Origin of the sequence: uncultured Thiothrix sp., assembly GCF_937873765.1 — a bacterium.
GTDB lineage: Bacteria > Pseudomonadota > Gammaproteobacteria > Thiotrichales > Thiotrichaceae > Thiolinea.
Genome location: NZ_CALMZC010000002.1, coordinates 54,465 through 79,112, shown reverse-complemented (window position 1 = coordinate 79,112; position 24,648 = coordinate 54,465). Strand labels below are relative to the sequence as shown.

21 protein-coding genes are annotated in these 24,648 nt (G+C 45.7%); 14 read left to right on the top strand and 7 right to left on the bottom strand.

The annotated features are described in order from the left end of the window. Positions 1-19 precede the first annotated feature (19 nt). The 3 genes from Q0307_RS00715 to Q0307_RS00705 all read left to right on the top strand — a co-directional run bounded on the left by Q0307_RS00715 (position 20) and on the right by Q0307_RS00705 (position 5,381). Positions 20-2,854 carry a response regulator gene (locus tag Q0307_RS00715; RefSeq protein WP_298654987.1) on the top strand — a complete coding sequence of 945 codons (2,835 nt, stop codon included), beginning with the start codon at positions 20-22 and terminating at the stop codon, positions 2,852-2,854. 26 nt (positions 2,855-2,880) lie between these two features. Further along, positions 2,881-3,954 carry a response regulator gene (locus Q0307_RS00710; protein ID WP_298654984.1) on the top strand — a complete coding sequence of 358 codons (1,074 nt, stop codon included), beginning with the start codon at positions 2,881-2,883 and terminating at the stop codon, positions 3,952-3,954. 101 nt (positions 3,955-4,055) lie between these two features. Then, positions 4,056-5,381, top strand: coding sequence for a hypothetical protein (locus tag Q0307_RS00705; RefSeq protein WP_298654981.1), 1,326 nt, complete (start codon positions 4,056-4,058; stop codon positions 5,379-5,381). 1 nt (position 5,382) lies between these two features. On the opposite strand, the gene Q0307_RS00700 is transcribed toward Q0307_RS00705, so the two are convergent. Then, entirely contained in the window at positions 5,383-5,697 is a 315-nt protein-coding gene (locus tag Q0307_RS00700; RefSeq protein WP_298654978.1) for a BolA/IbaG family iron-sulfur metabolism protein, read from the bottom strand. 79 nt (positions 5,698-5,776) lie between these two features. Between Q0307_RS00700 and Q0307_RS00695 the strand changes: the two genes are divergently transcribed. Genes Q0307_RS00695 through Q0307_RS00670 form a run of 6 tightly spaced genes read left to right on the top strand, consistent with a single transcriptional unit; the run spans position 5,777 to position 12,647 of the window. Further along, complete coding sequence (locus Q0307_RS00695; RefSeq protein WP_298654975.1) at positions 5,777-6,748, top strand: MoxR family ATPase; 972 nt, start codon at positions 5,777-5,779, stop codon at positions 6,746-6,748. Further along, positions 6,748-7,668 (top strand): DUF58 domain-containing protein, encoded by a 921-nt coding sequence (locus Q0307_RS00690; protein WP_298654972.1) that lies wholly within the window; start codon positions 6,748-6,750, stop codon positions 7,666-7,668. The genes Q0307_RS00695 and Q0307_RS00690 overlap by 1 nt, the downstream gene beginning before the upstream one ends. Beyond that, complete coding sequence (locus tag Q0307_RS00685) at positions 7,665-8,162, top strand: DUF4381 domain-containing protein (RefSeq protein WP_298654968.1); 498 nt, start codon at positions 7,665-7,667, stop codon at positions 8,160-8,162. Before Q0307_RS00690 ends, Q0307_RS00685 begins: the two co-directional genes overlap by 4 nt. Further along, complete coding sequence (locus Q0307_RS00680; RefSeq protein WP_298654965.1) at positions 8,155-9,141, top strand: VWA domain-containing protein; 987 nt, start codon at positions 8,155-8,157, stop codon at positions 9,139-9,141. Before Q0307_RS00685 ends, Q0307_RS00680 begins: the two co-directional genes overlap by 8 nt. Next, on the top strand, positions 9,142-10,917 hold the full coding sequence (locus Q0307_RS00675; RefSeq protein ID WP_298654962.1) for a VWA domain-containing protein: 1,776 nt from the start codon (positions 9,142-9,144) through the stop codon (positions 10,915-10,917). After that, on the top strand, positions 10,917-12,647 hold the full coding sequence (locus tag Q0307_RS00670; RefSeq protein WP_298654960.1) for a BatD family protein: 1,731 nt from the start codon (positions 10,917-10,919) through the stop codon (positions 12,645-12,647). The genes Q0307_RS00675 and Q0307_RS00670 overlap by 1 nt, the downstream gene beginning before the upstream one ends. 49 nt (positions 12,648-12,696) lie before the next feature. Here the strand turns inward: Q0307_RS00670 and Q0307_RS00665 are convergent, their stop codons facing one another. Beyond that, the gene (locus tag Q0307_RS00665) at positions 12,697-13,272 is read right to left on the bottom strand and encodes a Uma2 family endonuclease (protein WP_298654958.1); all 576 of its coding nucleotides are present in this window, start codon (positions 13,270-13,272) and stop codon (positions 12,697-12,699) included. A 172-nt stretch (positions 13,273-13,444) separates the two neighbouring features. Between Q0307_RS00665 and Q0307_RS00660 the strand changes: the two genes are divergently transcribed. Further along, a complete protein-coding gene (locus Q0307_RS00660; RefSeq protein WP_298655033.1) occupies positions 13,445-14,281 on the top strand; it encodes a helix-hairpin-helix domain-containing protein in 837 nt (278 codons plus the stop codon). 55 nt (positions 14,282-14,336) lie between these two features. Here Q0307_RS00660 and Q0307_RS00655 read toward each other — a convergent pair whose 3' ends face one another. The 3 genes from Q0307_RS00655 to Q0307_RS00645 form a co-directional block, all read right to left on the bottom strand. Further along, positions 14,337-15,923 (bottom strand): OmpA family protein, encoded by a 1,587-nt coding sequence (locus Q0307_RS00655; protein ID WP_298654955.1) that lies wholly within the window; start codon positions 15,921-15,923, stop codon positions 14,337-14,339. A 37-nt stretch (positions 15,924-15,960) separates the two neighbouring features. Continuing rightward, a complete protein-coding gene (locus Q0307_RS00650) occupies positions 15,961-16,650 on the bottom strand; it encodes a hypothetical protein (RefSeq protein WP_298654952.1) in 690 nt (229 codons plus the stop codon). A 108-nt stretch (positions 16,651-16,758) separates the two neighbouring features. Continuing rightward, positions 16,759-17,721 carry a D-2-hydroxyacid dehydrogenase gene (locus Q0307_RS00645; protein ID WP_298654949.1) on the bottom strand — a complete coding sequence of 321 codons (963 nt, stop codon included), beginning with the start codon at positions 17,719-17,721 and terminating at the stop codon, positions 16,759-16,761. A gap of 98 nt (positions 17,722-17,819) precedes the next feature. Here Q0307_RS00645 and Q0307_RS00640 point away from each other — a divergent pair, with 98 nt between their 5' ends. Next, positions 17,820-19,064, top strand: coding sequence for a lytic murein transglycosylase (locus tag Q0307_RS00640; protein WP_298654946.1), 1,245 nt, complete (start codon positions 17,820-17,822; stop codon positions 19,062-19,064). A 23-nt stretch (positions 19,065-19,087) separates the two neighbouring features. Here Q0307_RS00640 and Q0307_RS00635 read toward each other — a convergent pair whose 3' ends face one another. Then, on the bottom strand, positions 19,088-20,269 hold the full coding sequence (locus Q0307_RS00635; RefSeq protein ID WP_298654944.1) for an alanine--glyoxylate aminotransferase family protein: 1,182 nt from the start codon (positions 20,267-20,269) through the stop codon (positions 19,088-19,090). Between the two features lie 149 nt (positions 20,270-20,418). Between Q0307_RS00635 and Q0307_RS00630 the strand changes: the two genes are divergently transcribed. Continuing rightward, positions 20,419-21,429 (top strand): quinone-dependent dihydroorotate dehydrogenase, encoded by a 1,011-nt coding sequence (locus Q0307_RS00630; RefSeq protein ID WP_298655031.1) that lies wholly within the window; start codon positions 20,419-20,421, stop codon positions 21,427-21,429. A gap of 33 nt (positions 21,430-21,462) precedes the next feature. On the opposite strand, the gene Q0307_RS00625 is transcribed toward Q0307_RS00630, so the two are convergent. Beyond that, positions 21,463-22,242, bottom strand: coding sequence for a hypothetical protein (locus tag Q0307_RS00625; RefSeq protein WP_298654941.1), 780 nt, complete (start codon positions 22,240-22,242; stop codon positions 21,463-21,465). Positions 22,243-22,706: 464 nt separating this feature from the next. Here Q0307_RS00625 and Q0307_RS00620 point away from each other — a divergent pair, with 464 nt between their 5' ends. Further along, positions 22,707-23,672 carry a carbohydrate porin gene (locus Q0307_RS00620; protein ID WP_298654938.1) on the top strand — a complete coding sequence of 322 codons (966 nt, stop codon included), beginning with the start codon at positions 22,707-22,709 and terminating at the stop codon, positions 23,670-23,672. Positions 23,673-23,693: 21 nt separating this feature from the next. Continuing rightward, a complete protein-coding gene (locus Q0307_RS00615) occupies positions 23,694-24,638 on the top strand; it encodes a carbohydrate kinase (RefSeq protein ID WP_298654935.1) in 945 nt (314 codons plus the stop codon). Positions 24,639-24,648: the final 10 nt, after the last annotated feature.

Sequence of the window (24,648 nt, the reverse complement as noted above, 5' to 3'; positions counted from 1 at the left end):
CTAGGATTAGGAGGCCTTGATGGATAATCAGCTTGATCTAGACCGTTTAGCATTTGCAGAGGAGCTAGAAGAAGTAGCCCTACAGTTGTCTATGCTGGATTCCAGCCTAGAGACTGCAATGCAGCTTGAACAAGTCGGTGCTGAATATGAACGCTTAGGTATGACAACCGAGATGTATGGTTGGCAGGATGTATTAGCAGTCGTCAATTGGGCTAGCCGCTCGTTAACGACAAGTGCTGCGCCTGAACTTTTAGCTGAAGGTAAATATTTTGGGTGGTTAGAAATGACCGCCCTCGTGCTTCGTGAACCGAATGAGCTTAGCCATTTACCCATGCTCATGGCTGAACTCATGGATGCTAACTGGCCAGAGCCTTTGGATGCACAGCTATTGCAGCAGTTCTTATTGAATTTGCGTGCGAGTGGACAAGCAGAGCAGAGTGAGCTTGAAATAGAGCCGCGCGTCCCTGCTGAGTTAACCTTTGCTGCCGATGTCCACCCCGAGTTATTAACTGCTTATTTAGCAGAAACTCCGGGGCATATTACTGAAGCAGCGCGCTTAATTCGTTTAGTCGCAGAAGGTCATAGTAGTCGCGAGCAGCAACGGCAAGCCTCCCGTTTAGTACATACTATTAAAGGTTCAAGCGGTGTGGTGGGCGTGGAACCGATTGCAAACTTTACTCACAAGCTTGAAGACCTGTTGGATGCAGGCGCTTTACAAACCCTGCCGGAAGGCTTAGGCGATACTTTAACCGCTTCTGCAGATTGCTTAGAAGCTTTATTGGAGCATCTCAAAGCAGGTTCTGGCTTACCGGATGAGTATGCACAGCTCGATAGCGATTTAAGTGTCTGGCAAACACGTTTAGCGCAAATAGCTGAAGAGGAGGGTGTAGAAGACGAGTTACCCACTCTTGTACCAATGGCTAGCTTGCCAAGTTTTCTCACTGAACCTAAGACTGAAGCGGTTACGGCTGAGTTAGTGGAGGAAGACGAGGATCTACCTTCAGTTCCAGCGACTCCACAACTAGCCGGCTCGATGGTCGTCAATGAAGAGAAAGTAGCACGTTTGCTCCGGCTAGCAGGTGAGTTAATTACGTCTAGCAGTCAATCCGCTGAGTTATTGCAGCAATCGAGCCGCATGGGTAAACAGCTCTATCAGCATGATGAGCAAATTCGCCAACGTTTAGACGAGCTAGAAACAGCCATTGAGTCTCAAGCGCAACGGCAAGCCAAAGGTGTAAAAACCACGCAGAAAGACGGACAAACCTTAGATAATTTAGAGTTAGAGTCTTATAGCGATTTAGTCAGTGCTAATAATCTACTCATGGAGGCTGCTGCAGATAGCCATGAATTAGTGCAAAACTTGCAGCAAATGATTCGGCGCTTGACGGATGAGCTGTATCAGCAGCAGCGCGTACAGAGGCAATTGAGTGATGCAGTGTTAGCGATGCGCCTCACTCCGGTGAGTTCTTTAGTACCGCGCTTACAACGGATTGTGCGCGAGACTTGTCGGAAAACTGGGAAAAAAGCTGAAATTGAAATCCATGGTCAGCATTTGCAAGTGGATGCGGATATTTTCAAAGGGGTCACTGATCCTTTATTGCATCTCTTACGTAATGCAGTCGATCACGGCATTGAGTCGCCTGAAGAGCGGGTAGCGGCGGGAAAAGCAGAGACTGGTAAAATCATGCTGAACTTTACACAACGGGGTAATCATATTGCCCTGAGTTTAGAAGATGATGGTGCAGGCATGGAGCTTGAGAAGATTCGAGCGCGTGGGCTTGAGCGGGGTCTTATTCATGCCGAAGCAGAGCTGAGTGAAGACGCTTTATTACGTTTAGTCCTGCAACCGGGTTTTAGTACGCGTGATGAGGTGAGTGAGGTATCTGGGCGCGGTGTCGGTATGGACGTGGTGCAAGCAGCCGTCGAGAAACTACGTGGTACAGTCAATTTAAGCACTCAAACGGGTGTTGGTACTAAAGTGGTACTAGATATGCCACAGACTTTGATTTCTACCCATGCGCTGGTAGTACGTGCTGGTGAACACTGGGTGGCAGTGCCTGCCGATAGCATCGAGCAAGTCTTATACGTCGCTGCAAATGAAAGCATTGCTGATAACGGCACTTGGCGAATTCATACCAATCGCTATCAATTGCCAGTTGAGCCACTCGCGCAACTCCTGCATTGGCCTGCACCGCCTGTAAACATTCAGCAAGCGCATACGATGTTGATTATTCGTAGCGAGACGGGTGTGCATGCTTTATATGCGAACGAAGTCTTACCCTCACGCGATATTGTGATCAAGAGCTTAGCGCCTTGGTTGAGTTATTTACCGGGTGTGCAAGGTGCTTGTATTCTGGCGAATGGTATCGTAGCGCCTGTATTAGACATGATTCGTTTAGTGCGTGATCTTGAAGAGGGCAAAATTCATCTCCGAGCACCAGATGAAGTTAAAGTAGTCGAAGTTAGCCAAGCCGCCTCGACCATTTTGGTAGTAGATGACTCACTGAGTAACCGTAAAGCCTTACGCCTGATTTTGGAAAGTATGGGACACGTGGTGCATACCGCAGTTGATGGCTTGGATGCCCTACAGGTCATAAATACTACGCCGGTGGACATGATATTAACTGACATGGAAATGCCGCGCATGAATGGTTTAGAAATGACCCAAGCGATTCGGATTTGGCCAGAAATGAAGGATTTACCCATCATTATGATCACTTCACGTAGTACGCGTAAGCACCGTGATTTGGCAGAGCAAGCCGGTGTCGATGGCTATCTTACTAAACCTGTACAAACAGCAGCCTTACAAGAGCAAATACAAAAATGGCTAGATACGCAGTTAGCGATTGCATGAGTTTTTCTTCAGGAGTAAATGGAGTTATGGTTCAAGTGGATCATACAGTAGGGGTATGCCTCTACAAGCTGGATGCACGCGAAGAAGCGGTATTAAAGCGAGTTGTCACCTTTAACGGTGCACAAGGACGTCATTATGTATTGGCTGAGTTAGCAGCGGCTCAATTAGTCGTGGTGAGTAATGACACAACCGTGGATCTAGCTGCTATGCATGCAGGTGCTATGCTCATCCGGATTACGGATCAAGATAGTGAGCAGCCTTATGATGTGTTAATGCAGCGTCCACTCTTAGTTACGCGTGTAATGCGTAGCTTAGATGATGCGCGTAAACTATGGGCGGATAGCTTAGCACTAAGCGCAGCTAAGGCAACTGAAGCCACGCACAGCCTTGTTGAATCTGCGCCTAGTGAGTCGGTCAAGATGGTTGAAGCGCCTGCTCAAGCAGTGGTGGAAGTAGTGCTAGCGCCTGAGCCAGTCGTTACCCAGAACCCTGCTATCCAGCCCTCAGGGGAGCAGCAAGTCACTGAAGTAGTAGCTTCAAGCTTAGCGGCTGAACCAGTTGAAGATAAGAAAACAGTGGAAATAGCTGCCCCTGCTACGCCGCCACATGTTGAGCTAACTATCACATCCGTGTTAGAGCAAACACCGCCTGCTCCAACGGTTCCTACATCCATTATCGAGCCTACAAGCAATTTAGGTGGTGAATATCATCATCGTGCTTTAGTGGTAGATGATAGCGCAGCGATTCGTAAACAATTGGAGTTAGAGCTACGTGAAGCTGGAATAGCTGCTGATTTTGCTGAAACCGGTGAAGAAGCTCTGCAGAAAGTTACAGTGCAAGCGTATGATTTGGTGTTTTTGGATATTATTATGCCGGGTATCGACGGTTATGAGACGTGTCGGCAAATGCGTTTGCGTAAGGAAATGAAAAAGACCCCGATTATTATGTTAAGCGCTAAAACTTCACCTTTGGATGAGGTGCAAGGTGTCATTGCAGGCGCATCTACTTATCTGACAAAGCCTGTGAAAAGTGAGCAACTGCAAAAAACCTTGAAGCGAGTCGCAATGTGGCTCGATAATTTCCAACAAGCACGCGTTTAGAGCGTGCTTAATTCAGGGCAAGTTTAGCTGGCGTGTTATATAAAACTTAGCAAAAAAAGAAGTGTTTAGCTGTACCCAACCTAAACCCACGGGGGCACATAATGAAAATAATAATCCGCAACCGGCCTATTCTATTAATTTCCCAAGTCTTATTAGCTAGTTACTTGCCAACACCGTTGAATACGGCGCAAGCGGCTAATGCGGCTTTAACTGAAGCACCACCACCTTGGGCAGCACGGCAAGATGCACTGGTGGTAGCACCTTTGCCAATAGCAGCTACGGAAACCCTACCCCAAGCTAGAACGCAAGTCACCAATAATCATAGCATTGAACAATGGTATGCCCAGCGTCAAACCTATGCAGTACCTGCAAAATCAGCACCTGAACTAAAAACTAAAGCGACTCAAGGGGATTTAAATGCTCAATATGCACTGGCTTTGCAATTGCGCCAAGATCCCAGTCCCGAAAATATTGCTGAATCCCTTAAGCTACAGGAAAAAGCAGCGCGTGGAGGGCATGTGGAAGCGCAATATGGCCTAGGGGTTATGTATAGCAATGGACAATATGTAGTCCAAGATCAACGCTTAGCCAGTTTTTGGTATAGCCAAGCCGCCAAACGTGGTAGTGAAGCAGCTCAACTAGCTTTGGGTAGTTTACCGGCTGAAGTTGTTGCAGCGCCTAGAGCGAAAGTAGCTAGTGTACCCCAAACGATGGCTCCACGAGCCGATACGAATGAAGTTGCTGAGTCTGTAGTTGTCAATAACAATGAAAGTATGTTTGCGGTAAGTGAGTCAGCCGCCCGTGCTGAGATGCCTGCCATATCAGCAGAAGAATATGCAGCTTTAGAAGCAGGGGCGAATACTCCACCAGAGCCAGAACTTATGCAGCCAGCCGAGGGCGCGGCGGGTGCTGAAGGTACACCGGAACTAGTGGCTGCTGCACCAGAAGCTGAAGCAGGTGATATTTCTGTTGAGCACAATGAATCTAAAGTCGATTTAGGCAATAGGAGTGTGCAAGAAGTAGTCAATGCCGCACAAAAAGGTGATATGTATGCGCAGTTGATGTTGGGGGCTTTATTTGAGGATGGGACTGATCCTGATATCCCTCAAGATAGTAAAGAGGCAGCAAAATGGTATGCCAAAGCGGCCAAGCAAGGTTATCCAAAGGCTCAGCATAATTTAGCGCTATTGTATGAGGATGGACGTGGTGTTCCCCAAAGCTATACAGAAGCGGCAAAATGGTATGCTAAAGCTGCCAAAGCGGGTTTCTCTGAAGCACAGAATAATTTAGCCGTGTTGTATATTATGGGTAATGGTGTCAAGCAAGATCGCGCACAGGCTGAAAAGCTGCTGACGGCCGCAGTTGGGCAAGGCAATGAAAATGCCCGCCGCAATCTACAAAAACTCTTGGAAGGTACAGCTAGCTAATTTAGCTAGCTTTCGAGCCACCCATACAGAGTGGGGAGTCAGCTATGGCTCCCGCACGCTTAAAATACTCATCAGGTGTCAAAGTGTGCAAAGCCAAGGCATGAATCGCTGCCAATTCATTGGCTAAAGCTTGATTCACTAAGCGATGCCGCGCGACTAAACGCTTGTCAATAAATTGCTCACTCACAATAACTACTTTAAAATGCGATTCCGAGCCGGGCGGGACATTATGTAGATGGCTTTCATTAATAACTTCTAAGATTTCAGGGTTAAAAGCTTGTCGGAGCTTTGCCTCAATCTGTCCTTGCATGCGCATAATCATTTCCTTTTGGTAACTTGAATCTGCTTTAATACCAAGTATATTTCATCACATTTTAATAAAGACGCTGGCGAGCATGAACCAAAAACAAAATTTTGACAAATTGGCGCGTTATCTCGAACGGAAAATTGTTGGCCAAAAATCCCTGATTAATCGTTTGTTGATCGCTTTGTTGGCGGATGGCCATTTGTTAGTGGAAGGTGCTCCGGGCTTAGCAAAAACTCGTGCGATTCAAATGCTTGGGCAAGGTATGGAGGGCAGTTTCCATCGTGTACAGTTCACTCCAGACTTATTGCCAGCGGATATTACGGGTACTGAAGTATTTCATCCGAATGATGGAACCTTCAAATTTCAGAAAGGGCCTTTATTTCACAATCTGATTCTGGCCGATGAGATTAATCGTGCTCCTGCTAAAGTGCAGTCTGCTTTGTTAGAGGCAATGGCAGAGCGGCAAATCACGGTCGCAGGCACTACTTGGAAATTGCCTGATCCTTTCTTAGTCATGGCTACACAAAATCCGATTGAGCAGGAAGGCACTTATCATTTACCAGAAGCCCAATTAGACCGCTTCTTGATGCATGTCTTGGTAGATTATCCGACGGCTGAGGAAGAGCGCTTAATTCTATTGCTAGGGCGAAAAGAAGCGATGGAGGATATCAAGCGCGAGAAATTAATCGAAGAGCCGCTGGTTGGCCCTGAGGAAATTCGCGCTGCCCGTCAAGAAGTCCTGACTATTTATATGGCGGATAATATTGAGCAATATTTATTGCAGTTAGTGCTAGCGACTCGCCATCCCGAACGTTATGGTAAATCTTTAACCGGCAGTATTGCCTATGGGGCAAGTCCACGGGCGACTTTAGCTTTAGATCGTTGCTCGCGTGCGCATGCATGGTTGGCCGGGCGCGACTTTGTTAGCCCTGAAGATGTGCAAGCGGTTGCCCATGATGTTTTACGCCATCGTCTGCTCTTAACGTTTGAAGCAGAGGCAGATGGGATGAGTGCAAATCATCTGATTGATGAACTCTTAGCGTTGGTGGCAGTGCCTTAATGCGTCCTGGTGATGGCTTAGTTTATAGCTCCTTGCAATCCTTAATTAGACTGCAAGCCCAAGTACGTACTTTGAATTTAGCCAAACGCCATGTACGTGCTCGTCAAGTAGGTTTGCATCGCTCCGTGTTCAAAGGGCGCGGTATGGATTTTGCGGAATCACGGCCTTATCAGCCCGGCGATGATATTCGCACGATTGATTGGCGAGTCACCGCCCGTAGCGGCAAAGTGCATACTAAGGTTTTCCAAGAAGAACGTGAGAAGCCGGTATTGATTTGGCTGGATTTGCGGCCGTCTATGTTTTTTGCAACTCAAGGGCGTTTTAAAAGTGTAGTGGCTGCCGAAACCGCTGGTCTGTTAATTTGGAAAACCCTCTCCGAAGGGGATCGTGCAGGGGGTATTTTGCAAGCGGCTACGGTACATGGTGAATTTAAACCCTCGCGTAGCCGCAGCTCTGTATTAGCTTTTATGCGTGCGCTGACTGAAGCGACTCAGCAAGAAAATGCACAGCTTGCAGTGACCGATCCGAGTCTATTGCAAGACAGTTGGCGACGCTTAAGACGAGTCACTGAATCGGGGACGCAGGTCTTTGTAGTGAGCGATTTTCGCCACGCGAATCCAGCCGCTTTACAACAACTCGCGATGATTCATCGGCAAGCAAGTATTACGTTGGTGATGATTCGTGATCCCCTTGAGGATCATTTGCCATCGCAAGGGGTGTTGCGTGTCACTGATGGCCGTCGCAGTTTATGGGTCAATCTCAAGCAGAAGGTTTGGCGGCGGGACTACCATGAGCATCAACGCCAAGCTCAAGTTTCACTGCAAGAGTTTGCGCGCAAGCATCGAATTCCTTTGATTCAATTATCGACACGTGACACTACCAACGAGCGTCTGTTAAAGCTGGTTAGGGGGATGCGATGAATCCTAATGACTTGCCTTTGCGTGATATTCATTTGCCGCCCGAAATTGGCTGGTGGCCTTTGGCTTGGGGTTGGTGGGTATTGATAGGTTTAGCTCTCCTTGGCTTAGCTGCCTTAGTCTGGTGGCTGTTAAAACGTCCGATTCGTCCAAAACAGATTAATTTTTCGGCGCAGTCCTCAGCTTTACAGGAATTAGCACGGATTGAGCAGCAGTATAAAAATGATCCTTTAGGTTTAGTACGTGAGTTATCAGTGTTATTACGACGGATTGCGATTAGCTTATATGGACGGCGTAGTGTCGCGGGTTTGACGGGGGCAAGTTGGCTGCAGTTTTTAGATCAGCAAGGTAGTTCACCCGTCTTTAGTCAGCGCTTTCAACAAGCTTTGACCGAATTACCCTACCGTGCTCAAGGTAGCACGGATGTCAGTACTTTAGTCAAAGAGGTACGTCAATGGTTAGGCTCACAAGCTTCAGCAGGTAAGCAAGATGTATGAGTTTACTTGGTGGTGGCTATTTGTTCTGCTGCCTTTGCCTTGGTTAATTCGGGTTTTATGGCGGCCTGTGAAGCAACAAGTAGGTGTAGCTCTCAAAGTCCCATTTCTACAAGATTTCCTGCAAGGTGAAGCCGTTTCTGAAAAGGCTTGGGTTTCTTGGCTAGCGTTAGTTCTCGCTGCTTTAGCTTGGTTATGCTTGGTGATTGCGGCTGCACGCCCGATTTGGGTCGGCGAAAGTGTGGCTTTGCCAGTGTCAGGGCGGGATTTGATGCTAGCGGTGGATCTTTCTGGCAGTATGCAAGAGCAGGATTTCTATCTGAATAATCAAGTGGTTGACCGCTTAGTCGCTACCAAAGTAGTGGCTGGCGATTTTATTCAAAAACGTAATGGGGATCGAATTGGCTTAATTGTATTTGGTGATCAGGCTTATCTACAAGCACCTTTAACGTTTGATCGTGTGACGGTTCATACTCTGTTGAATGAAACTGTGATTGGCCTAGCGGGTGAGCGCACTGCGATTGGGGATGCGATAGGTTTAGCGATTAAGCGTTTACAGGATAGCCAAGAAAAAAACCGTGTTTTGATCCTAATGACCGATGGTGCCAATACGGCAGGTTCTGTTAGCCCGACTGCGGCTGCAGAAATGGCGGCGACGGCTGGCTTGAGAATTTATACCGTAGGGATTGGTTCTGAAGGCCCCCAAGCCCGAAGTATTTTTGGCATTCAATTAATGAATCCAGCGGCAGAGATTGATGAAGAATCGCTGAAAATGATTGCTAGCAAAACCGGTGGACAATATTTCCGCGCACGTGATACGGAAGAGTTTCAACGGATTTATGCAGAGTTAGATCGTCTAGAACCCGTGGAGCATGAAGCTGAAGAATGGCGTCCTCAGCAGGAGTTATTCCGCTGGCCTTTAGGTTTAGCGTTTATGTTCGGTTGCTTTGCTTTTGTCGTGCGCATGGAGGCTTTAGCTTAAATGGCAGATTTTCATTTTCTTTACCCGTATGCCTTTTGGTTTTTGCTGCTCTTACCACCCTTATGGTTTTGGATTCTGCAGCGGCGCAAACAGCAAAGTGGCTGGCATGAATTAGTGGATCCTGCATTAGCGCCTTTTGTCTTGACGGGGCGCGAACGGCGGCAAGGTTTAGTGCCTTTGATGGTGTTTTCCTTGATCACGCTTTTAAGCATTCTCGCTTTGGCGGGTCCTGCTTGGGAAAAGAAAGAAGTTCCGGTATTTCGTCAGCAACAAGCACTGGTGATTGCTTTAGATTTATCCGCATCGATGTATGCGCAGGATTTATCACCGAATCGTTTGGAGCAAGCACGCTTTAAAGTGATGGATATTTTACAAAAGCGTAAAGGCGAACAAACGGCTTTAGTGGTTTTTGCTGGAGATGCTTTTCCTGTTTCCCCACTCACTGACGATATTAAAACGATTGAAGCACAAATGAAAAACCTCACTCCGGATATCATGCCAGTGCAAGGTGGGGCTTTGGGTTTAGCGATTGAACGTTCGCTCGAATTGTTGCAACAAGCAGGAGCTAAAACAGGCAATATTCTATTAATTACTGATGGCATGACGGATGATGCGCAAGCCCTAAAAGCTGCACGGACTGCAGTGACTAAGGCGGTGAATATTTCAGTGTTGGGGATTGGCACAGTTGTGGGTGCGCCAATTCCTTTAGCGAATGGTGGTTTTTTGCAAGATTCCCAAGGTAAAACGGTGATGCCAAAATTAGATGCTGCAAGCTTAAAAGCCTTAGCACAAGCAGGTAATGGCGTGTATGTCACCGCAGGCATTGGCGATGCTGACGTGAATAGTTTAGCCAGTGCTTGGGAAAGCAAAGTGGGCGAGCAGAACCTTATTTCTGGCGGACAGCGCCAAGTGGATACTTGGGTAAATGCAGGTGTTTGGTTGGTATTAGGGATTGTGCCTTTAGTGGCTTTACTGTTTAGACGTGGATGGCTTTTGTCTTTGAGTTTAGTCTTCCTCTGTTTGCCACAAGCACAATCGGTGCAGGCTAGTGTTTGGAATGATCTGTGGGCGACCCCAGATCAACAAGCTCAAGCCGCTTTACAAGCGGGGCACACTAAACAAGCGAGTGAGTTATTTGAACATCCCAATTGGAAAGCCGCCGCTTCTTATAAATCTGGAAACTTTGAGCAAGCTGCTAAGTTATACTCGACAGATCAAACGGTTGACGGTCTTTATAATTATGGGAATGCGCTAGCACGTTTAAATAAGTTGGAAGCAGCGCTGCAAGCTTATGAACAAGTTTTAGCCCAAAACCCAAAACACGAAGATGCGCGCTATAATCGAGACTTAATCAAGAAAAAATTAGAGGAACAGCAGCAACAAAGTTCACAAAACCAGAAGCAGAATCAAGGCCAGCAAAATCAACAAAACCAACAGCAATCAGGTCAAAATCAGCAGGCTGAGCAACAGCAGAAAAATCAAGCAAACCAAAATCAAGCTGAACAGCAACAAGCTCAACCAGAGCAAGCCAAACAGCAGCAAGAGCAAGATGCTAAAGCTGGGCAGCAAAAACAGCAGGAAGCAGAAAAAAATGAGGCGGAACAGCAGCAAGCCCAAGCTGAAAGTGCGCAAATGGATCCTAAAGCGGCTGAGCAGCAACAAGCTACAGAACAATGGTTACGGCGTATTCCGGATGATCCAGCCGGTTTGTGGCGACGTAAGTTTCAATATCAATATCAACAGCGTGCCCATCCCAACCAAGGAGCGGCTTGGTAATGTCGGTGTTTAAGTTTATCGCACTCATCGGGTTGTGTTGGAGTTTAAGCTGCTCAGTGTTCGCGGCTGGTGTGCAAGTACAGCTTGATCGCGATACGGTGCAAGTGGGGGATGATTTCACGCTGACCTTTTCGACAGATCAACCGGTCACGACTAATCCTGATTTCACACCCTTAAATAAAGATTTTCAAGTTACAGGCACTTCAACTAGCACTAATGTGCAGTCTATTAATGGACAAGTGAGCCAGCAAATAGGTTGGATAGTGACATTATTTGCGAATCGCCCCGGTAATTTACAAATTCCGAGCATTAACTTTGGTAACGTCAGTAGTGATCCACTTACTATTCAAGTGCTAGATCAAACGGTGGCTGATCCAACCGGCGCTGGTCAGGCGAATGCCGATATTTTGGTAGAGTTGACTGCTGATCCTCCTAAACCTTATGTGCAACAACAAGTGATTGTGACTCAGCGTTTATTGCATGTAGTTCCCTTACTACCGACGCGCGCTAGCATGTCTCATCCAGAGCTTGAAAAAGGCAAAGGTTTGATTCAGCAGCTAGGGAGTACCCAAAGCGGGGTCATTAATCGCAACGGTGTACGCTATAACATGATTGAGCGTCGCTATGCGGTATTTCCACAAGTCAGTGGTGAGTTGACCATTGGACGGACTGTTTTCCAAGGTGCTTTAGATGATCGTCGCTCGCGGCAGCTAGATCCTTTTGGGATTGGTGGCAAGCAAGTGCGCCGGTTTTCTGCTCCTTTAGTGATCAGTGTTCAAGCCCATCCGCAAGTAAAAAGTACTTGGTTACCTGCTAATAGCCTCACCTTGAATGCTCATTGGGAACCGGTGAATAAAACCCTAAAAGCTGGCGAGCCAGTCACCTTAACGGTTGCAATTATTGCTGATAGTCTAATGGCTGAGCAGCTACCCGCTTTAGACATTAAGCCGCCGTTGGGAATTAAGGGCTATGCAAATCAGCCAGAGTTTCGCAATGATTTAGGCGGCTCTAGCGTGATTGGTATGCGTGAAGAGAAATGGGTTTTGATGGGAACTGCCGATGGTAGTTATGTCTTACCAGAAATTAAAATTGATTGGTGGGATTTAAAAACCAAGAAAATGCAGACAGCGCGCATTGAGCCAACGTCACTTAAAGTAACGGGAGTTGGGCAAGTTAACGCTAATAATGATCCCACAGTGACCGCAACTTCGCCCACAGAGCCTGCGAACACTTTGCTGAACCCTGCAGAACAAGCCGTTCCTTCGAGTCAGCCGCAGACAGAGCGCAAAACTATCAGTCAGCAACAGTGGTTATTCATCGCCGTAGGTGCTTTAGGGTTAGCATTATTGGCTGGCTTATTATTCTGGTTAAAGCAGCAACGAGGGAAACTACAAGTCAGTACTGCAGCACCAACTAGTCTCAACCCTCTGAAAACCTTACAGGCAGCTTGTCAGGGTGATGATGCTCATGCGGCCTTTCAAGGTCTGCAAGCTTGGATTCGCGAGGATTTAAAACTTACGCCTGCAACGATTGCGAGCTTACGGACTCAGGCTGACTTGCCACTAAAGCAAGCCTTGGATGATCTCAGTACTGTCTTGTATGCCTCCACTGCCCATGTTTGGGAGGGCGATGATTTATGGAAAACAGTACAGGATTATCAAAAAACACAAACGCCAGCCAATACTGAATTGCCGAAACAGCAAGGATTGGCTGAGCTTTATCCTTCTTAGCCGTTCAATCCTAGCCGATAGCCTAAAGCAACTTGGTTTTTATAGGGGCTTAGACTAAACCGAAATCAACATCCTCATACACATCGAGTAAAGAGCAAGTCAAACCAATACTGGCCAATTCCATACAGGCTTCAGCCCCAAAAAAGCTAAATAGCTCCCAACGATGCTGAGCATTACGACGAAACACTTCTACGCGGTAGCTGCGAGTATTGACCAGTATATATTCCTGTAAGCTAGCCAACTGTCGATAAAACGCAAATTTGTCGCCACGGTCATAAGCCTCTGTGCTAGTTGATAAGATTTCAATGATTAACAAAGGGGCTTGTTTGAAGTGATTGCGTTGATGGTCAGCCGGGTCACAGCAGACTAGTAGATCAGGATAATAAAAGGCCTCGTCTTCACCAATACGAACTTTCATATCATTTACATAGGCTTTACAAGCTGAACCCCGTAAATGAGCTTTAATGAGTGTGATCAGATTTACATTAATAGTTACATGCCCATCGCTTGCGCCCACCATTGCATAGACTTCGCCCTGAACATACTCATGGCGAACAGTGGCAGTCAGTTCATTGGCTAAATAATCTTTTGGAGCAATCAATAGCTTATTAGCAAGTCCGAACATGTCCAACTCCAGCAGTGTTTCTGGCTATGTTAGTCCGTTAATGCCTGTTTGGCAAAAATGCCTAACAACAGTTTGTGGGAGAAATTGGCTTTTTTTTATAATTTCTGCAAACTGTAGCGCTAGGCTTTTTCTACAATAATAAATATTGAATATACTCAAGGAGTTTAGGCTTATGACACTATCACTTGCTTCTGTTAAATATATTGGTCCCGCAATGCAGACCCGCTTGGAGTCGAATGGGATTACAACGGTTGAGCAATTAGCCGCGATGACTGCACAAGAGTTAGCAGATGTCCCAGGGATTGGTGCAACTACCGCACTTGGCATTCTCGAGAGCGCTAAGGCGTTAAGCACTAAGGGAGAATCTGACCTTGCCCCCGAAGTTACAACGGCAGCAGCTATCACGGAAGATAACACTGAGCCTGCTGCAGATACTGCAACTGTTTCTACAGAGATGAAAAAGACCGAAGCAGAGGCTAAACCAGCAGTTAAACCGAAAGCCCCTGCAGCTAAACGCCCGAGTCGCGCTAAGACTGCTACTCCTAAAAAAGCCGCGCCTGAGGCCAAACCCACTGAAAGCGCTACAACTGCTAAAGTTGCTCCTAAACCAGCCAGCACTCGCTCAAGAGTTAAAAAGCCAGTGACTAGTGAAGCAAAAGCAACCGATAAACTTCCTGAAGCTAAGCCAGATGACACAATAAAACTAGAATCGACTGTCAAAGCTCCTAAAGAATCAGTTAAGAAAGAAGCTAATAGTCAAAAGGCAAAAAAATCTGCTAAAGCTGAGAAAGAGCAAGCTAAGCATAAAAGTAAGGTAAAACGCGAGGCAGAAAAGCAATTAAAGAAAGCAAAAAAAGTAGTTGAGAAAGAACGTAAAAAAGAAGGAAAAGCTTTAAAGAAAATTGCTAAAAAAGAAAAAAAAGAGAAAAAATCAGCCGATAAAGCAGCGAAGAAAATCGTCAAAAAAGCAAAGAAAGCTGCAAAGTCTGCTGGTGCTAAAGTTGAATAACTAAAGTTTTTACCTTCCCGCTAGTCATGCGCTAGCGGGGGTTTTAGGGAATGTCCTACTGACAAGTTTGCTTACGAAACTCTACTCGCCGATCAACAGCATCCCGAAAATCGTCTGTCCCTGTTCCTACAATATTTTCATGGAAGCCTTTACCTTCGGCATGTATGCGCGTACTCATGATAGGCTGCTTAGCTGCCATTGCTTGGCGAATAACAGCAGCGCGTGCAGTTGAAAGTTTCAAATTATAGTCTTCGGAGCCACTATGACTGCTATGGCCTACCACTAGCATGCAGCGCTGTTGATATCTAAGGTAGTCAACAATTTCTTCTGTCCACATTTGGTATTGGCTACTCAAAAAGTCTCCCCCTGCAAATTTGGTTGAATCGACAGCGAAAAGGATTTTGAAAGTCAAGATAGTGCTATGACTAAAACCATACTTGAGTAATTCTGCAAAAGCCACACGTGCCTCAGCATGACGCTTTATGCGCAGCAAGGATAAATAGCGACCTGCTAAACTACGCAAACTCATACCATTTTTAGTGTTTTTGGCAGTCTCATAGAACTCTAAAGCTTTCGCGTATTGAGCATTAGTGTAGGCTTTCGCTGCATCTGCTAAGATAGCCTCTAATTGCAAATGAGCTGGATAGTTAGAGCGCTGCATTTCTTGACGTATATCGAAGCTTTTCGCATTCGGATTGAGTGGCTCGGTATAAACCGGACTATCTTTCGATTCAGTGGTTAAAGCATAGGGTAAGCCCTGTGCTAGCACTTTATTTAAGCAATGCGCCAATAAGCGTCCAGTTTTAGCATCGCGTAACCAAACATTCAAATCATAAACCTGGCCTTCACTAAGTTTGTCAATCGCGATGGCACTGTGAACGACATAATGCGCTTGTGGCAATAAACTTTGGGAAATAGTGGAGACTTTTAACCCCCCTCCTTGTTTCTGCAATTGAGTTTGTAGATTCTCAGTTAGATTCAAATTCTCCTTGGAGTTAGCATCAAACAGTGGGACTAAGACTACTTGAGTAGTAGCCAATTGATTGCGCCAAGAGCGATCTTTACTTGCTGCTTCTACTATTAGACGGCTGGATTCTTGTAAGGCGCTTAGCCAAGGTTGTGGCTCAGGATTATGGCTTAGACTAGGTTTATTCATTGGACTATCAACCCGGATGGCTGAGCTAACTGTTGAAAGCCGCCGTTTGGATTGTGGCTCGATTATCCACATGCTTAACACGACCTTTTCCTTACCGTTTACCTCTGTCATTAGCATAGAGCTATGTAACTCATAAGTTGCTGGGGTTTGGCCTTGTGTTTCTAAGCTGACTAGCTGAAACCGTTTAAAACCGGTGGCTTGTTGTTGTAAATAGGGAAAAATTTGTTTGGTAGGTTCTAAGATTTTTTTGGTGTTTTCCTGAAAAGTGGGCAATACCAAAATATGGGTCGGTAAGACTTCACTACGCCAGCCGCGCTCTTGTTGGACAAGAGTAAATAGATGTTTGGCTCCGCGCTCGGTGGCCTTTTGTAAAGGAACTGGTTGCGTTAATTCTAATAAAACAGGCGCTTGAATAATCGTTGTGGTGCAAGCTGCGAGCACAAAAAATGCTAGTATTAATAGCATCATTTTTTTCTTAAATGACATGAAATCACCTTGATTGTGAACCGTGCAACGCAAGTTGCTATTGCAGGGTAATACCTAAAGACTGCTCTAGTAGTCGATAATCATTCGTGCTCCCACGCTCGTTCTGGGCAGATTCTGGCGATTTAATCGTAGCTGGCATACGCTTTTCAGGGGTCGCACGAGCCACAGGTCTAGGGCGTGGAGATTCACTGACTGTTTGGGGTGATTTAACGAGTTTATGGCTGGAGCTTGGAGCTTCAATAGGACGGCTGCGATTATTCTGCTGATTGTTGGTATTAGCCTGATTTATTATTGAACTAGGTTTGTTCTTACTAGTGTTAGCTGCTAACGGTTTTTTATTCGTTTTAGCGGAACTGGTGGACTCTGAGCTTACGGAGTTATTTAAGAGTTTGGAGGCATCTATATGTTTTTTAAGCGTTGGTTTAATAACAGTATCTTCAGAGTCAGTGGAGGTTTCAAGGTTCGTATCATTGGGTCGTGCAGTAGTGAGCGGCAAGGGTAAATTCGAGCTAGGGCTAGGTAGAGGGGGTTTAGGCTGTATCAAAGGAGCGAGCGGTAATAAAGGTACCTGTCCGGCTTTGGAAATGGAGTGGCTCCATTGGCTAATAAGGTTGCCGGTAAGAAAGCCAGCTAACAGAACTACAGGTAATAAACCTAATACCCAAAATAAGATCGCTTGCTGAGTGAAACGTTGGGGGTTCTCACGTTTAATAATAAGTTTAGGCATGCTGACCCTAATGAGCTGGCGCTAGACGATCTTTAAGGGTAACGCCAAGCTCAGATGAGTGCAGGCACTAAGCTGATAAGCCTTTGAATTAGCGCGCTAATCGGTTTCTTAGTTCACTTGGTTAAGTAACTTACCTTGTTGAAAACTGTTAATAATGTCAGCAAGTTGATTCAATAAAGTTTGCCGTGCCTTGCGACTCGCCCAAGCGATATGAGGCGTAATGATTAGATTAGGTAAGCTCTGCCAGAGTAAAGGATTATCTGCAGTGGGGGGTTCAATACTGAGAACATCTAAACCAGCTCCTGCAATAGTACCATTTTGTAAAGCAACTAATAAATCAGCTTCATCGATCAAACCACCCCGAGCACTGTTAATTAAAAAAGCCGAGGGTTTCATTTGTTTTAAGCGTTTTGCATGAATAAATGCTTTGGTCTGCTCATTTAAAGGGCAATGTAGGCTGATTACATCCGCTTGAGCTAATAACTCATCAATGCTCACTCGATTAGGGCGTATATGGTTGGCATCTAAGCGTTCGGCGATCATGATTTTCATGCCGATAGCGGCAGCTAGCTCTGCAGTGGCTTGCCCCAAGGTTCCGTAACCAATAATGCCTAAGGTCTTACCCGCAATTTCGGTGATAGGATAGTCTAATAAGCAGAAGTGCTTACTTTGCTGCCAACTGCCCATTTGTACGGTTTGGTTATAAGCTGGAATTTGCCGAGCTAAAGCGAATATTAAACTTATGCAGTGCTCAGCCACCGAACGACTGCCATAGTTGCGTACATTGCAGATGGAAATGCCTAAAGCGCGTGCGGCTACTAAATCAACATTATTTGTGCCAGTTGCGGCTACGCAAATCAGTTTGAGTTGATTCTTAAGTACTTGCAGTGTGCTTGCATTAATCAGAACTTTATTGCTAATCACAACTTCAGCTTGACCAATATGCTCAAGCAAGGTTTCAGGATTAGTGTCTTCCCATAAAGTCAGTGTACCACAGGCTTGCTCTAGCTGAGTTAAATCGAGGTCATTATGACTGGTGCTTGCATAATCGAGAAAGACAGTTTGTGGCATGAAAGGCTCCTAATTGGCGAATAAGTGTCAACAGGCGGTGCAGGGCTGCTTAAGTTTGTTTATGATAGCGCCTTAAATTGACGTCTTTGGTTTTAGGGATGGGTCGCAAGCTAGCGCGTACACTACAACTTGGCATTCTTTTTAGCGTAGTCTTGTTTGGATATACAGTATTTTCTGATCAAGAATTTGCGAAGTGGCAAACTAATTTTCGGTACTATGCGCAGCAACACGGGATTAAAGATGCTACTTTGGATACAGCTTTCCGTGGCCTGCTGATCGATAAAAAAGTTTTGAAACTAGATACTTATCAGCCAGAGTTTAGTCGACCTGTGTGGGAGTATATGGATAGTGCTGTCTCGCCTGAGCGAGTGGAGCAAGGCCGTTATGTTCTAAAACAATATGCACCACTCTTAAAGAGAATCAGCGACATCTATCACGTCGATATTGAGTACATTGTGGCCATTTGGGGTATGGAAAGCAGTTATGGTCAGCAACTCGGTAATTATTCAGCCATTCGCTCTTTAGCCACCTTAGCTTATCAAGGCCGTGAAGAGCGCCGCAATTTTTGGCGTACTCAATTAGTTGCTGCTTTAAGAATCCTCCAAAGTGGCGATATGCCTAGTAATAATCTGCGGGGTTCTTGGGCGGGTGCACTCGGGCATACTCAATTTATTCCTAGTACCTTCGAGGAGTTTGCTGTCGATTTTGATGGCGATGGTAAGCGTGATTTGCGGGCTAGTATTCCAGATGCTTTGGCTTCTACGGCGAACTATTTAGCGCAATCAGGTTGGCAGCAGGGACAGCCTTGGGGCACCGAAGTAGTGTTGCCGGTCACTTTTGATTGGATGGAAACGGAGCCTGCCAATTGGCAAAGTTTAAATTATTGGAGTGCTCAAGGGATGTATCGGGTGGATGGTACGGCTTTAGAGGATTCCCCCACGCTGCGGGCTGCAGTGATTATTCCTGCCGGTTATCGTGGGCCGGCTTTTCTGACTTATCCTAATTTTAATGTTTTGCTGAAATACAATAATGCGATTAGTTATGCCTTAGCAGCCGGTTATTTAGCAGAGCGTTTGAAAGGTGGGTTAGAAGTACAAGCTGCATGGCCGCGTAATGAAGAACCTCTAAGTCGTTTAGAAAAAGCAGAGCTACAAGAGCGTCTAAGTGCCGTGGGCTATAGTACTGATGGGGTGGATGGCACGATTGGCCCGAATACACGCGCTGCTTTACGGCGTTGGCAGGCGGATACGGGTTTTCCAGCGGATGGGTATGCCACACTGGAACATTTAAAGCTCCTGCGTGAACAAACCGCTTTACCTAGAATGTTGGAAGCAGGTAGCTAACTAAGCTACCTGCTAGATTTTAGTTAAACCTTATAAAAATCCTGTGCTGCTCTGACTGCAACACCTGATTCAATCGGAGCTTGCATGGAGCTGAGCACAGCATCCAAAGCGCCTAAGCAAGTTAGAACATTTTTGGTATTGCAGGCATGACCCATTAGACCAATTCGCCACACTTTACCAGCCAAAGCACCTAAGCCTGCGCCAATTTCCATGCTGTATTCATTTAAAAGACGAGTACGTACTGCCGCTTCATCCACACCTTCTGGCACTGTGATTAGGTTCAACTGAGGTAGACGATAATTTTCTTCGACCACAAAGCGAATCCCCATCGCTTCTAAACCTGCTTTTAAGGCTTGATGGTGGTGAGTATGGCGCGCCCAAGCATTCTCTAAACCTTCTTCCTGCACCATGACTAAAGCTTCATGCAAGGCATAGAGTGTATTGACCGGCGCGGTGTGATGATAGGCACGCTTAGTACCACCGCCCCAATAGCCCATAATTAGGCTCATATCTAAGAACCAACTTTGGATTTTGGTTTTACGATTTTTAATCACCTCAACCGCTCGACTACCGAAGCTCACTGGTGATAAACCGGGTACGCAAGACATGCATTTTTGAGTACCAGAATAAATCGCATCGATCCCCCAATCATCCACGCGTAGTTCGCAGCCAGTTAAAGAAGTCACGGCATCCACAATCACTAAACAACCGTATTGATGCGCCAAGTCGCTTAAAAGTTTGGCATCGGAGCGCACGCCTGTAGACGTTTCAGCATGGACAAAGGCAAGGATTTTGGTATCTGGATTAGCTTTTAGAGCTGCCTCAACTTTGTTAGGGTCAACAGGTTTGCCCCAATCATCCATCACCATCACTGCAGTGCCGCCAAAGCGTTCGACGTTTTCTTTCATGCGCCCGCCAAACACACCATTTTGGCAAACAATGACTTTATCGCCCGGTTCGACTAAATTGGCAAAACACGCTTCCATGCCTGCGGAGCCGGGTGCAGAAATGGGCATGGTCAGTTCATTGTTAGTTTGTAGGGCATACTGCAGTAAGCTTTTCACTTCATCCATCATGCCAACAAATAAAGGGTCTAAATGACCTAAAGTTGGGCGCGCCATCGCTTGTAAAACACGGGGGCTTACATCAGAAGGCCCAGGCCCCATTAAGATGCGTTGTGGTGGGTAAAATGATGAATTTGCCATGCAATCCTCTCTCAATCTTTAAAAAATAGCGCTTTATTATGCCATAGCTTAAAGCACGGCTCGCCATTGTTTTTCCAATCGTAGGTTGTTGCTAAACAGCGGATTCAGCATAATCAGCGCTTTTGCATTTTTTAGCCTCCGAGGGTCTGATTGTGTATAGCTTGCTGCGTGAATTGCTCTTTCTCTTATCTCCCGAAATGTCTCACCATACCGCTTTAAGAGCTTTAAAGTTAGCGTATCAATTAGGTCTTAATGGTAAGGCAGAATCACTAGTTGGAACACCTGTTGAAGTGATGGGGCTTAAGTTTCCCAATCGTGTAGGTTTAGCGGCAGGCTTGGATAAAAATGCAGAGTTTATTGATGCGCTTGCAAGCTGCGGGTTTGGCTTTATTGAGGTGGGGACGGTGACTCCACGTCCACAACCCGGCAATCCACATCCACGTTTGTTTCGTTTGAAATCCGCCAAAGCCATCATCAATCGAATGGGCTTCAATAATCACGGTTTAGAATACCTACTAGGTCAGGTTCATAAGGCACAGTATCAAGGCATACTTGGGATTAATATTGGGAAAAATTTTGATACGGCTGTAGAGCGTGCAGCAGATGACTATTTGATCGGATTGCGCAAGGTTTATACGCATGCGCATTACATCACGATTAATATTTCCTCTCCCAATACCCCCGGTTTGCGTAGCTTGCAATATGGTGAAGACCTAAGGCGTCTACTGGTTGCTTTAAAGCAAGAGCAAATCTTGTTAGCTGCGGAACATAGCCGTTATGTACCCTTAGCCGTGAAAGTAGCACCCGATTTAAGTCCAGAAGAAATCGCTGGAATTGCTGAAGTCTTACTCGATTGTGAGATGGATGGGTTGATTGCTACTAATACGACTTTGGATAAATCAGCCGTCGCGCAACTAGACTATGGAGCAGAGCAGGGCGGTTTAAGTGGAGGCCCTTTAACAGAGCGTTCAACTGAAGTGATTCGCTTGTTTCACCAGCATTTGGGTACGCGAATTCCTATCATTGGTGTCGGTGGGATCATGAGCGCGCAAGACGCTGTGGCTAAATTACAGGCAGGAGCTGCTTTAGTGCAAATTTATACGGGATTCATTTACGCAGGCCCAACATTGATTAAAGACTGCGTTCAAGCCTGTGACTAAGCCTACTGAATTTCAGTAGGCTTAAGCTGTAAATTAGTTAGTTTTTGCAGGTGCTGGAGCCGTCGCTTCAGTGGCCGGTGCTGCTGGAACAGGTGCACTAGGAGCCATTGGTGCCATTGGAGCAGCAGCTTTGCTTTGAGCTTCCATCATTTTACGTTGCTCTTCCATTTGCTGCTTCATATAAGCTTCGGTTTGTGCACGTTGTGCGGCCATTTGCTGCTGCATTTGTGCAAAATTTGGATTTTGCATCATCGGCTGTTGCATACCGTAAGGTGCATACATTGGTGGCATGATCGGCATCATCGGCTGTTGCATACCATAAGGCGCATACATTTGCGGCATCTGAGGCATCATCGGCATAGTGGTCTGTGGATAAGGATAATAACCACCCCAAGCTGGCATCCCACCCCATGGATTATAACCACCACCTGAGGTAGTACTATTGGTATAGCCATTTAAGTTGTTATAACCCTGTCCATAACCCGTACCTTGGCCATTAAAATTGCCATTGGTGTTACCGTTGCCACGGCCTACCACATCAGAGGCCATATCGGTATTGCCTTTACCTTTGAAGTTAATAGAAAAATCAACTTCACCGTCACCAGTACCTTTGCCTGTACCCCAACCATCTACATTGCCTTTGCTAGTGCCGTAACCAGTGCCTTGGCCAGTAGTATAGCCTTGACCTTGACCCTGGCCTTGAGCACTGCCTGTACCATTACCATTGTCAAAACCATTAAAGAAATCTGTAGCAGATGCAGTTGTTGCCGCTGCAAAAATAGCCATAGCCAGTGTCATTTTTGTAAAGTTCATGAACCAATACCTCTAGCAGGAATGCGTCAATACACAAGTAGTCAAAATCAAATATAGAGAACTATATATAAGAAGATATTAATATTCTAATTGTTCAAAAGCAAGTAAAACTTTCAATTAGCGTATCTAAAAATCTTGGTATGTTATTTGCATGAAAATTTGTGTGTCCATAAGCACTCATTAGCAGTAATCTTTTAATAAATCAATTTGAATTAATTATTGACAGCTTAAGCTTAAGCCTTTAACCTAAGTACATTAATTTTTTATTAATGATACGGTTAGTGCAAAGCGTTCTTAGGTTGACAAGTATGTGAGTTTACGAGATTATTTTTTTCGGATGTTGAAAAAATTAATGGATCAATGTGGGATAAATTTTAATAAGCTACTAGTGTTTTATGCTTCAAAGCGCTTTGGTAGTGTGTTTTAATAACCGTGTTTTTGATTGAATAGCGAAGGTAAATGCAATGAAAACCAAACTGAAATTGAGCGTTGCTTGTGGGATAGCTGCTTTATTAGTGGGCTTTAATGTTCAAGCACAAGAGAAAACTTTTAACATCGGTGGGGATGTTGAATTAGATTTGACTGCTAAAGGTGGTGATGCTGACACTAGTTACTATAACGGTGGGCGCATTAAGTTAAATGCGACTGGTGAGCTAAAGGGCGATGACTATTTCATTAAAGGTGTTGCACAACCTTTAGTACCATTTAAAGGTAGCGACTTAGGTTATGATGACGTTTATCTGCAAATGGGACGTAGCGGCTGGGATGTTCAAATCGGTCGTTTTGAAGGTGTAGATCTATTTCCAGTGGGTAAAGATACTGTAGCTGAGCACGCAGGTAGTATGTCACCTTATGGTACTAATGCAGCACGTGGTCGTAAAGACAGTGTCATTCATACGGCTGTACATTTAAAGCCAAATGATGCGATGAATTTTGAATTGGGTGTCATGGCTGCAAAAAATACTAGCGACTTTGATAAATTTGCGGCAGTACGCCCAGCTGTAACTTATAAAGCAGGAGCGGTTACTGTAAGGGCTGGCTTAGAAAGTGTTAAAAGTACAGTAGATGATGTTGAAACATCACACACTGGCTTCGGGGTTGGTGCTGGTTTTGATGTCGCTGGTGGTACTGCTAATGCTAGTCTTTCTAAAAAGAATGCAGATAACGATGGTACAGATGTAACCTCCGTTGCTTTGAATTTCACTCAAGGCCCATGGGGTGTTGGTTATGTGACTTCTAAAGAAGATTACACAGGGGCTGATGCAAAGTTAAATACTTTCTATGGTGCATATACTGTTCCTTTATTCGGCGCTAAAGATGCTACCGTCACTTTTGCAGCTAGTACCTCTAAAGCGACTGATGTGGGTGGCGTAGATGGCACTGATGATAAAGTCAATGCTGCTCGTGTGCGCTTTAACTACACCTTCTAAGTTGAGCTAGGGAAAGCCATCATGTTTGTTGTCTGTGGAGAAGCACTATTCGATGTGTTTACGACAGAGGTTGTTGATCAAGCAGCTTTTGAAGTACCGCTGAGTGCACGTGTCGGTGGTTCACCGCTGAATGTAGCAGTGGGTCTAGCACGTTTAAGCTGCCCAGTCGCGATGTTGACAGGACTTTCTACAGACTTCTTAGGTGAAAGGCTCTTAGCAAGTTTGCAATCAGAAGGGGTTAAAACTCATCTGATTGCGCGTAAGCAAGCACCCACTACTTTAGGTTTCGTCCAGCAGGATGCTGCGGGCGTACCTAGTTATGCTTTTTACGGTAACGGCGCGGCGGATCGTTTGTTAACTTTAGACGATATTAATGTCGATCTAGAGGGTACGGCGATTATTCACTTCGGTTCCTATTCCATCGTTGCACAGCCGACTGCCGATTCGTACTTTGCGCTTGCCCAGCAACATTCGGGCAAGCGCCTTCTTTCCTTAGATCCTAATGTGCGCTTGAATGTCGAGCCACGTTTAGAAATTTGGAAACAACGCATTGTTGAGCTTTTACCATTAGTTGATATGGTCAAAGTAAGCGATGAGGACTTGCACTTACTTTATCCTGAGCAGCGGCCCGAAACAATTGTGGAAAACTGGTTGCAACAAGGTCCGCAGTTAGTTGCTTTAACGCGTGGGGGTAATGGAGCTTCTTTATGGAGCCAACATGGACAAGTCGATGTGCCCGGTCAATCTGTAAAAGTGATTGACACCGTAGGTGCAGGTGACACCTTCCAAGCATCTCTATTAGATGCTGTTGCCAGCTTAAAAAATTCTAGAGCTGTTTGGTCTGAGCAGCTTAACAACGAAACCTTATTTAAGATGGGTTACACCGCTACAGTCGCGGCTGCAATTACCTGCTCGCGACGCGGTGCCAATTTGCCGACTCGTGCAGAAATTCAAGCTGCACTCTAATAACAAATAG

Coding starts and splice junctions, on each gene's coding strand:
- Q0307_RS00715 (WP_298654987.1), top strand. CDS start 20: ATGGATAATCAGCTTGATCTAGACCGTTTAGCATTTGCAGAGGAGCTA.
- Q0307_RS00710 (WP_298654984.1), top strand. CDS start 2,881: ATGGTTCAAGTGGATCATACAGTAGGGGTATGCCTCTACAAGCTGGAT.
- Q0307_RS00705 (WP_298654981.1), top strand. CDS start 4,056: ATGAAAATAATAATCCGCAACCGGCCTATTCTATTAATTTCCCAAGTC.
- Q0307_RS00700 (WP_298654978.1), bottom strand. CDS start 5,697: ATGCGCATGCAAGGACAGATTGAGGCAAAGCTCCGACAAGCTTTTAAC.
- Q0307_RS00695 (WP_298654975.1), top strand. CDS start 5,777: ATGAACCAAAAACAAAATTTTGACAAATTGGCGCGTTATCTCGAACGG.
- Q0307_RS00690 (WP_298654972.1), top strand. CDS start 6,748: ATGCGTCCTGGTGATGGCTTAGTTTATAGCTCCTTGCAATCCTTAATT.
- Q0307_RS00685 (WP_298654968.1), top strand. CDS start 7,665: ATGAATCCTAATGACTTGCCTTTGCGTGATATTCATTTGCCGCCCGAA.
- Q0307_RS00680 (WP_298654965.1), top strand. CDS start 8,155: ATGTATGAGTTTACTTGGTGGTGGCTATTTGTTCTGCTGCCTTTGCCT.
- Q0307_RS00675 (WP_298654962.1), top strand. CDS start 9,142: ATGGCAGATTTTCATTTTCTTTACCCGTATGCCTTTTGGTTTTTGCTG.
- Q0307_RS00670 (WP_298654960.1), top strand. CDS start 10,917: ATGTCGGTGTTTAAGTTTATCGCACTCATCGGGTTGTGTTGGAGTTTA.
- Q0307_RS00665 (WP_298654958.1), bottom strand. CDS start 13,272: ATGTTCGGACTTGCTAATAAGCTATTGATTGCTCCAAAAGATTATTTA.
- Q0307_RS00660 (WP_298655033.1), top strand. CDS start 13,445: ATGACACTATCACTTGCTTCTGTTAAATATATTGGTCCCGCAATGCAG.
- Q0307_RS00655 (WP_298654955.1), bottom strand. CDS start 15,923: ATGTCATTTAAGAAAAAAATGATGCTATTAATACTAGCATTTTTTGTG.
- Q0307_RS00650 (WP_298654952.1), bottom strand. CDS start 16,650: ATGCCTAAACTTATTATTAAACGTGAGAACCCCCAACGTTTCACTCAG.
- Q0307_RS00645 (WP_298654949.1), bottom strand. CDS start 17,721: ATGCCACAAACTGTCTTTCTCGATTATGCAAGCACCAGTCATAATGAC.
- Q0307_RS00640 (WP_298654946.1), top strand. CDS start 17,820: ATGGGTCGCAAGCTAGCGCGTACACTACAACTTGGCATTCTTTTTAGC.
- Q0307_RS00635 (WP_298654944.1), bottom strand. CDS start 20,269: ATGGCAAATTCATCATTTTACCCACCACAACGCATCTTAATGGGGCCT.
- Q0307_RS00625 (WP_298654941.1), bottom strand. CDS start 22,242: ATGAACTTTACAAAAATGACACTGGCTATGGCTATTTTTGCAGCGGCA.
- Q0307_RS00620 (WP_298654938.1), top strand. CDS start 22,707: ATGAAAACCAAACTGAAATTGAGCGTTGCTTGTGGGATAGCTGCTTTA.
- Q0307_RS00615 (WP_298654935.1), top strand. CDS start 23,694: ATGTTTGTTGTCTGTGGAGAAGCACTATTCGATGTGTTTACGACAGAG.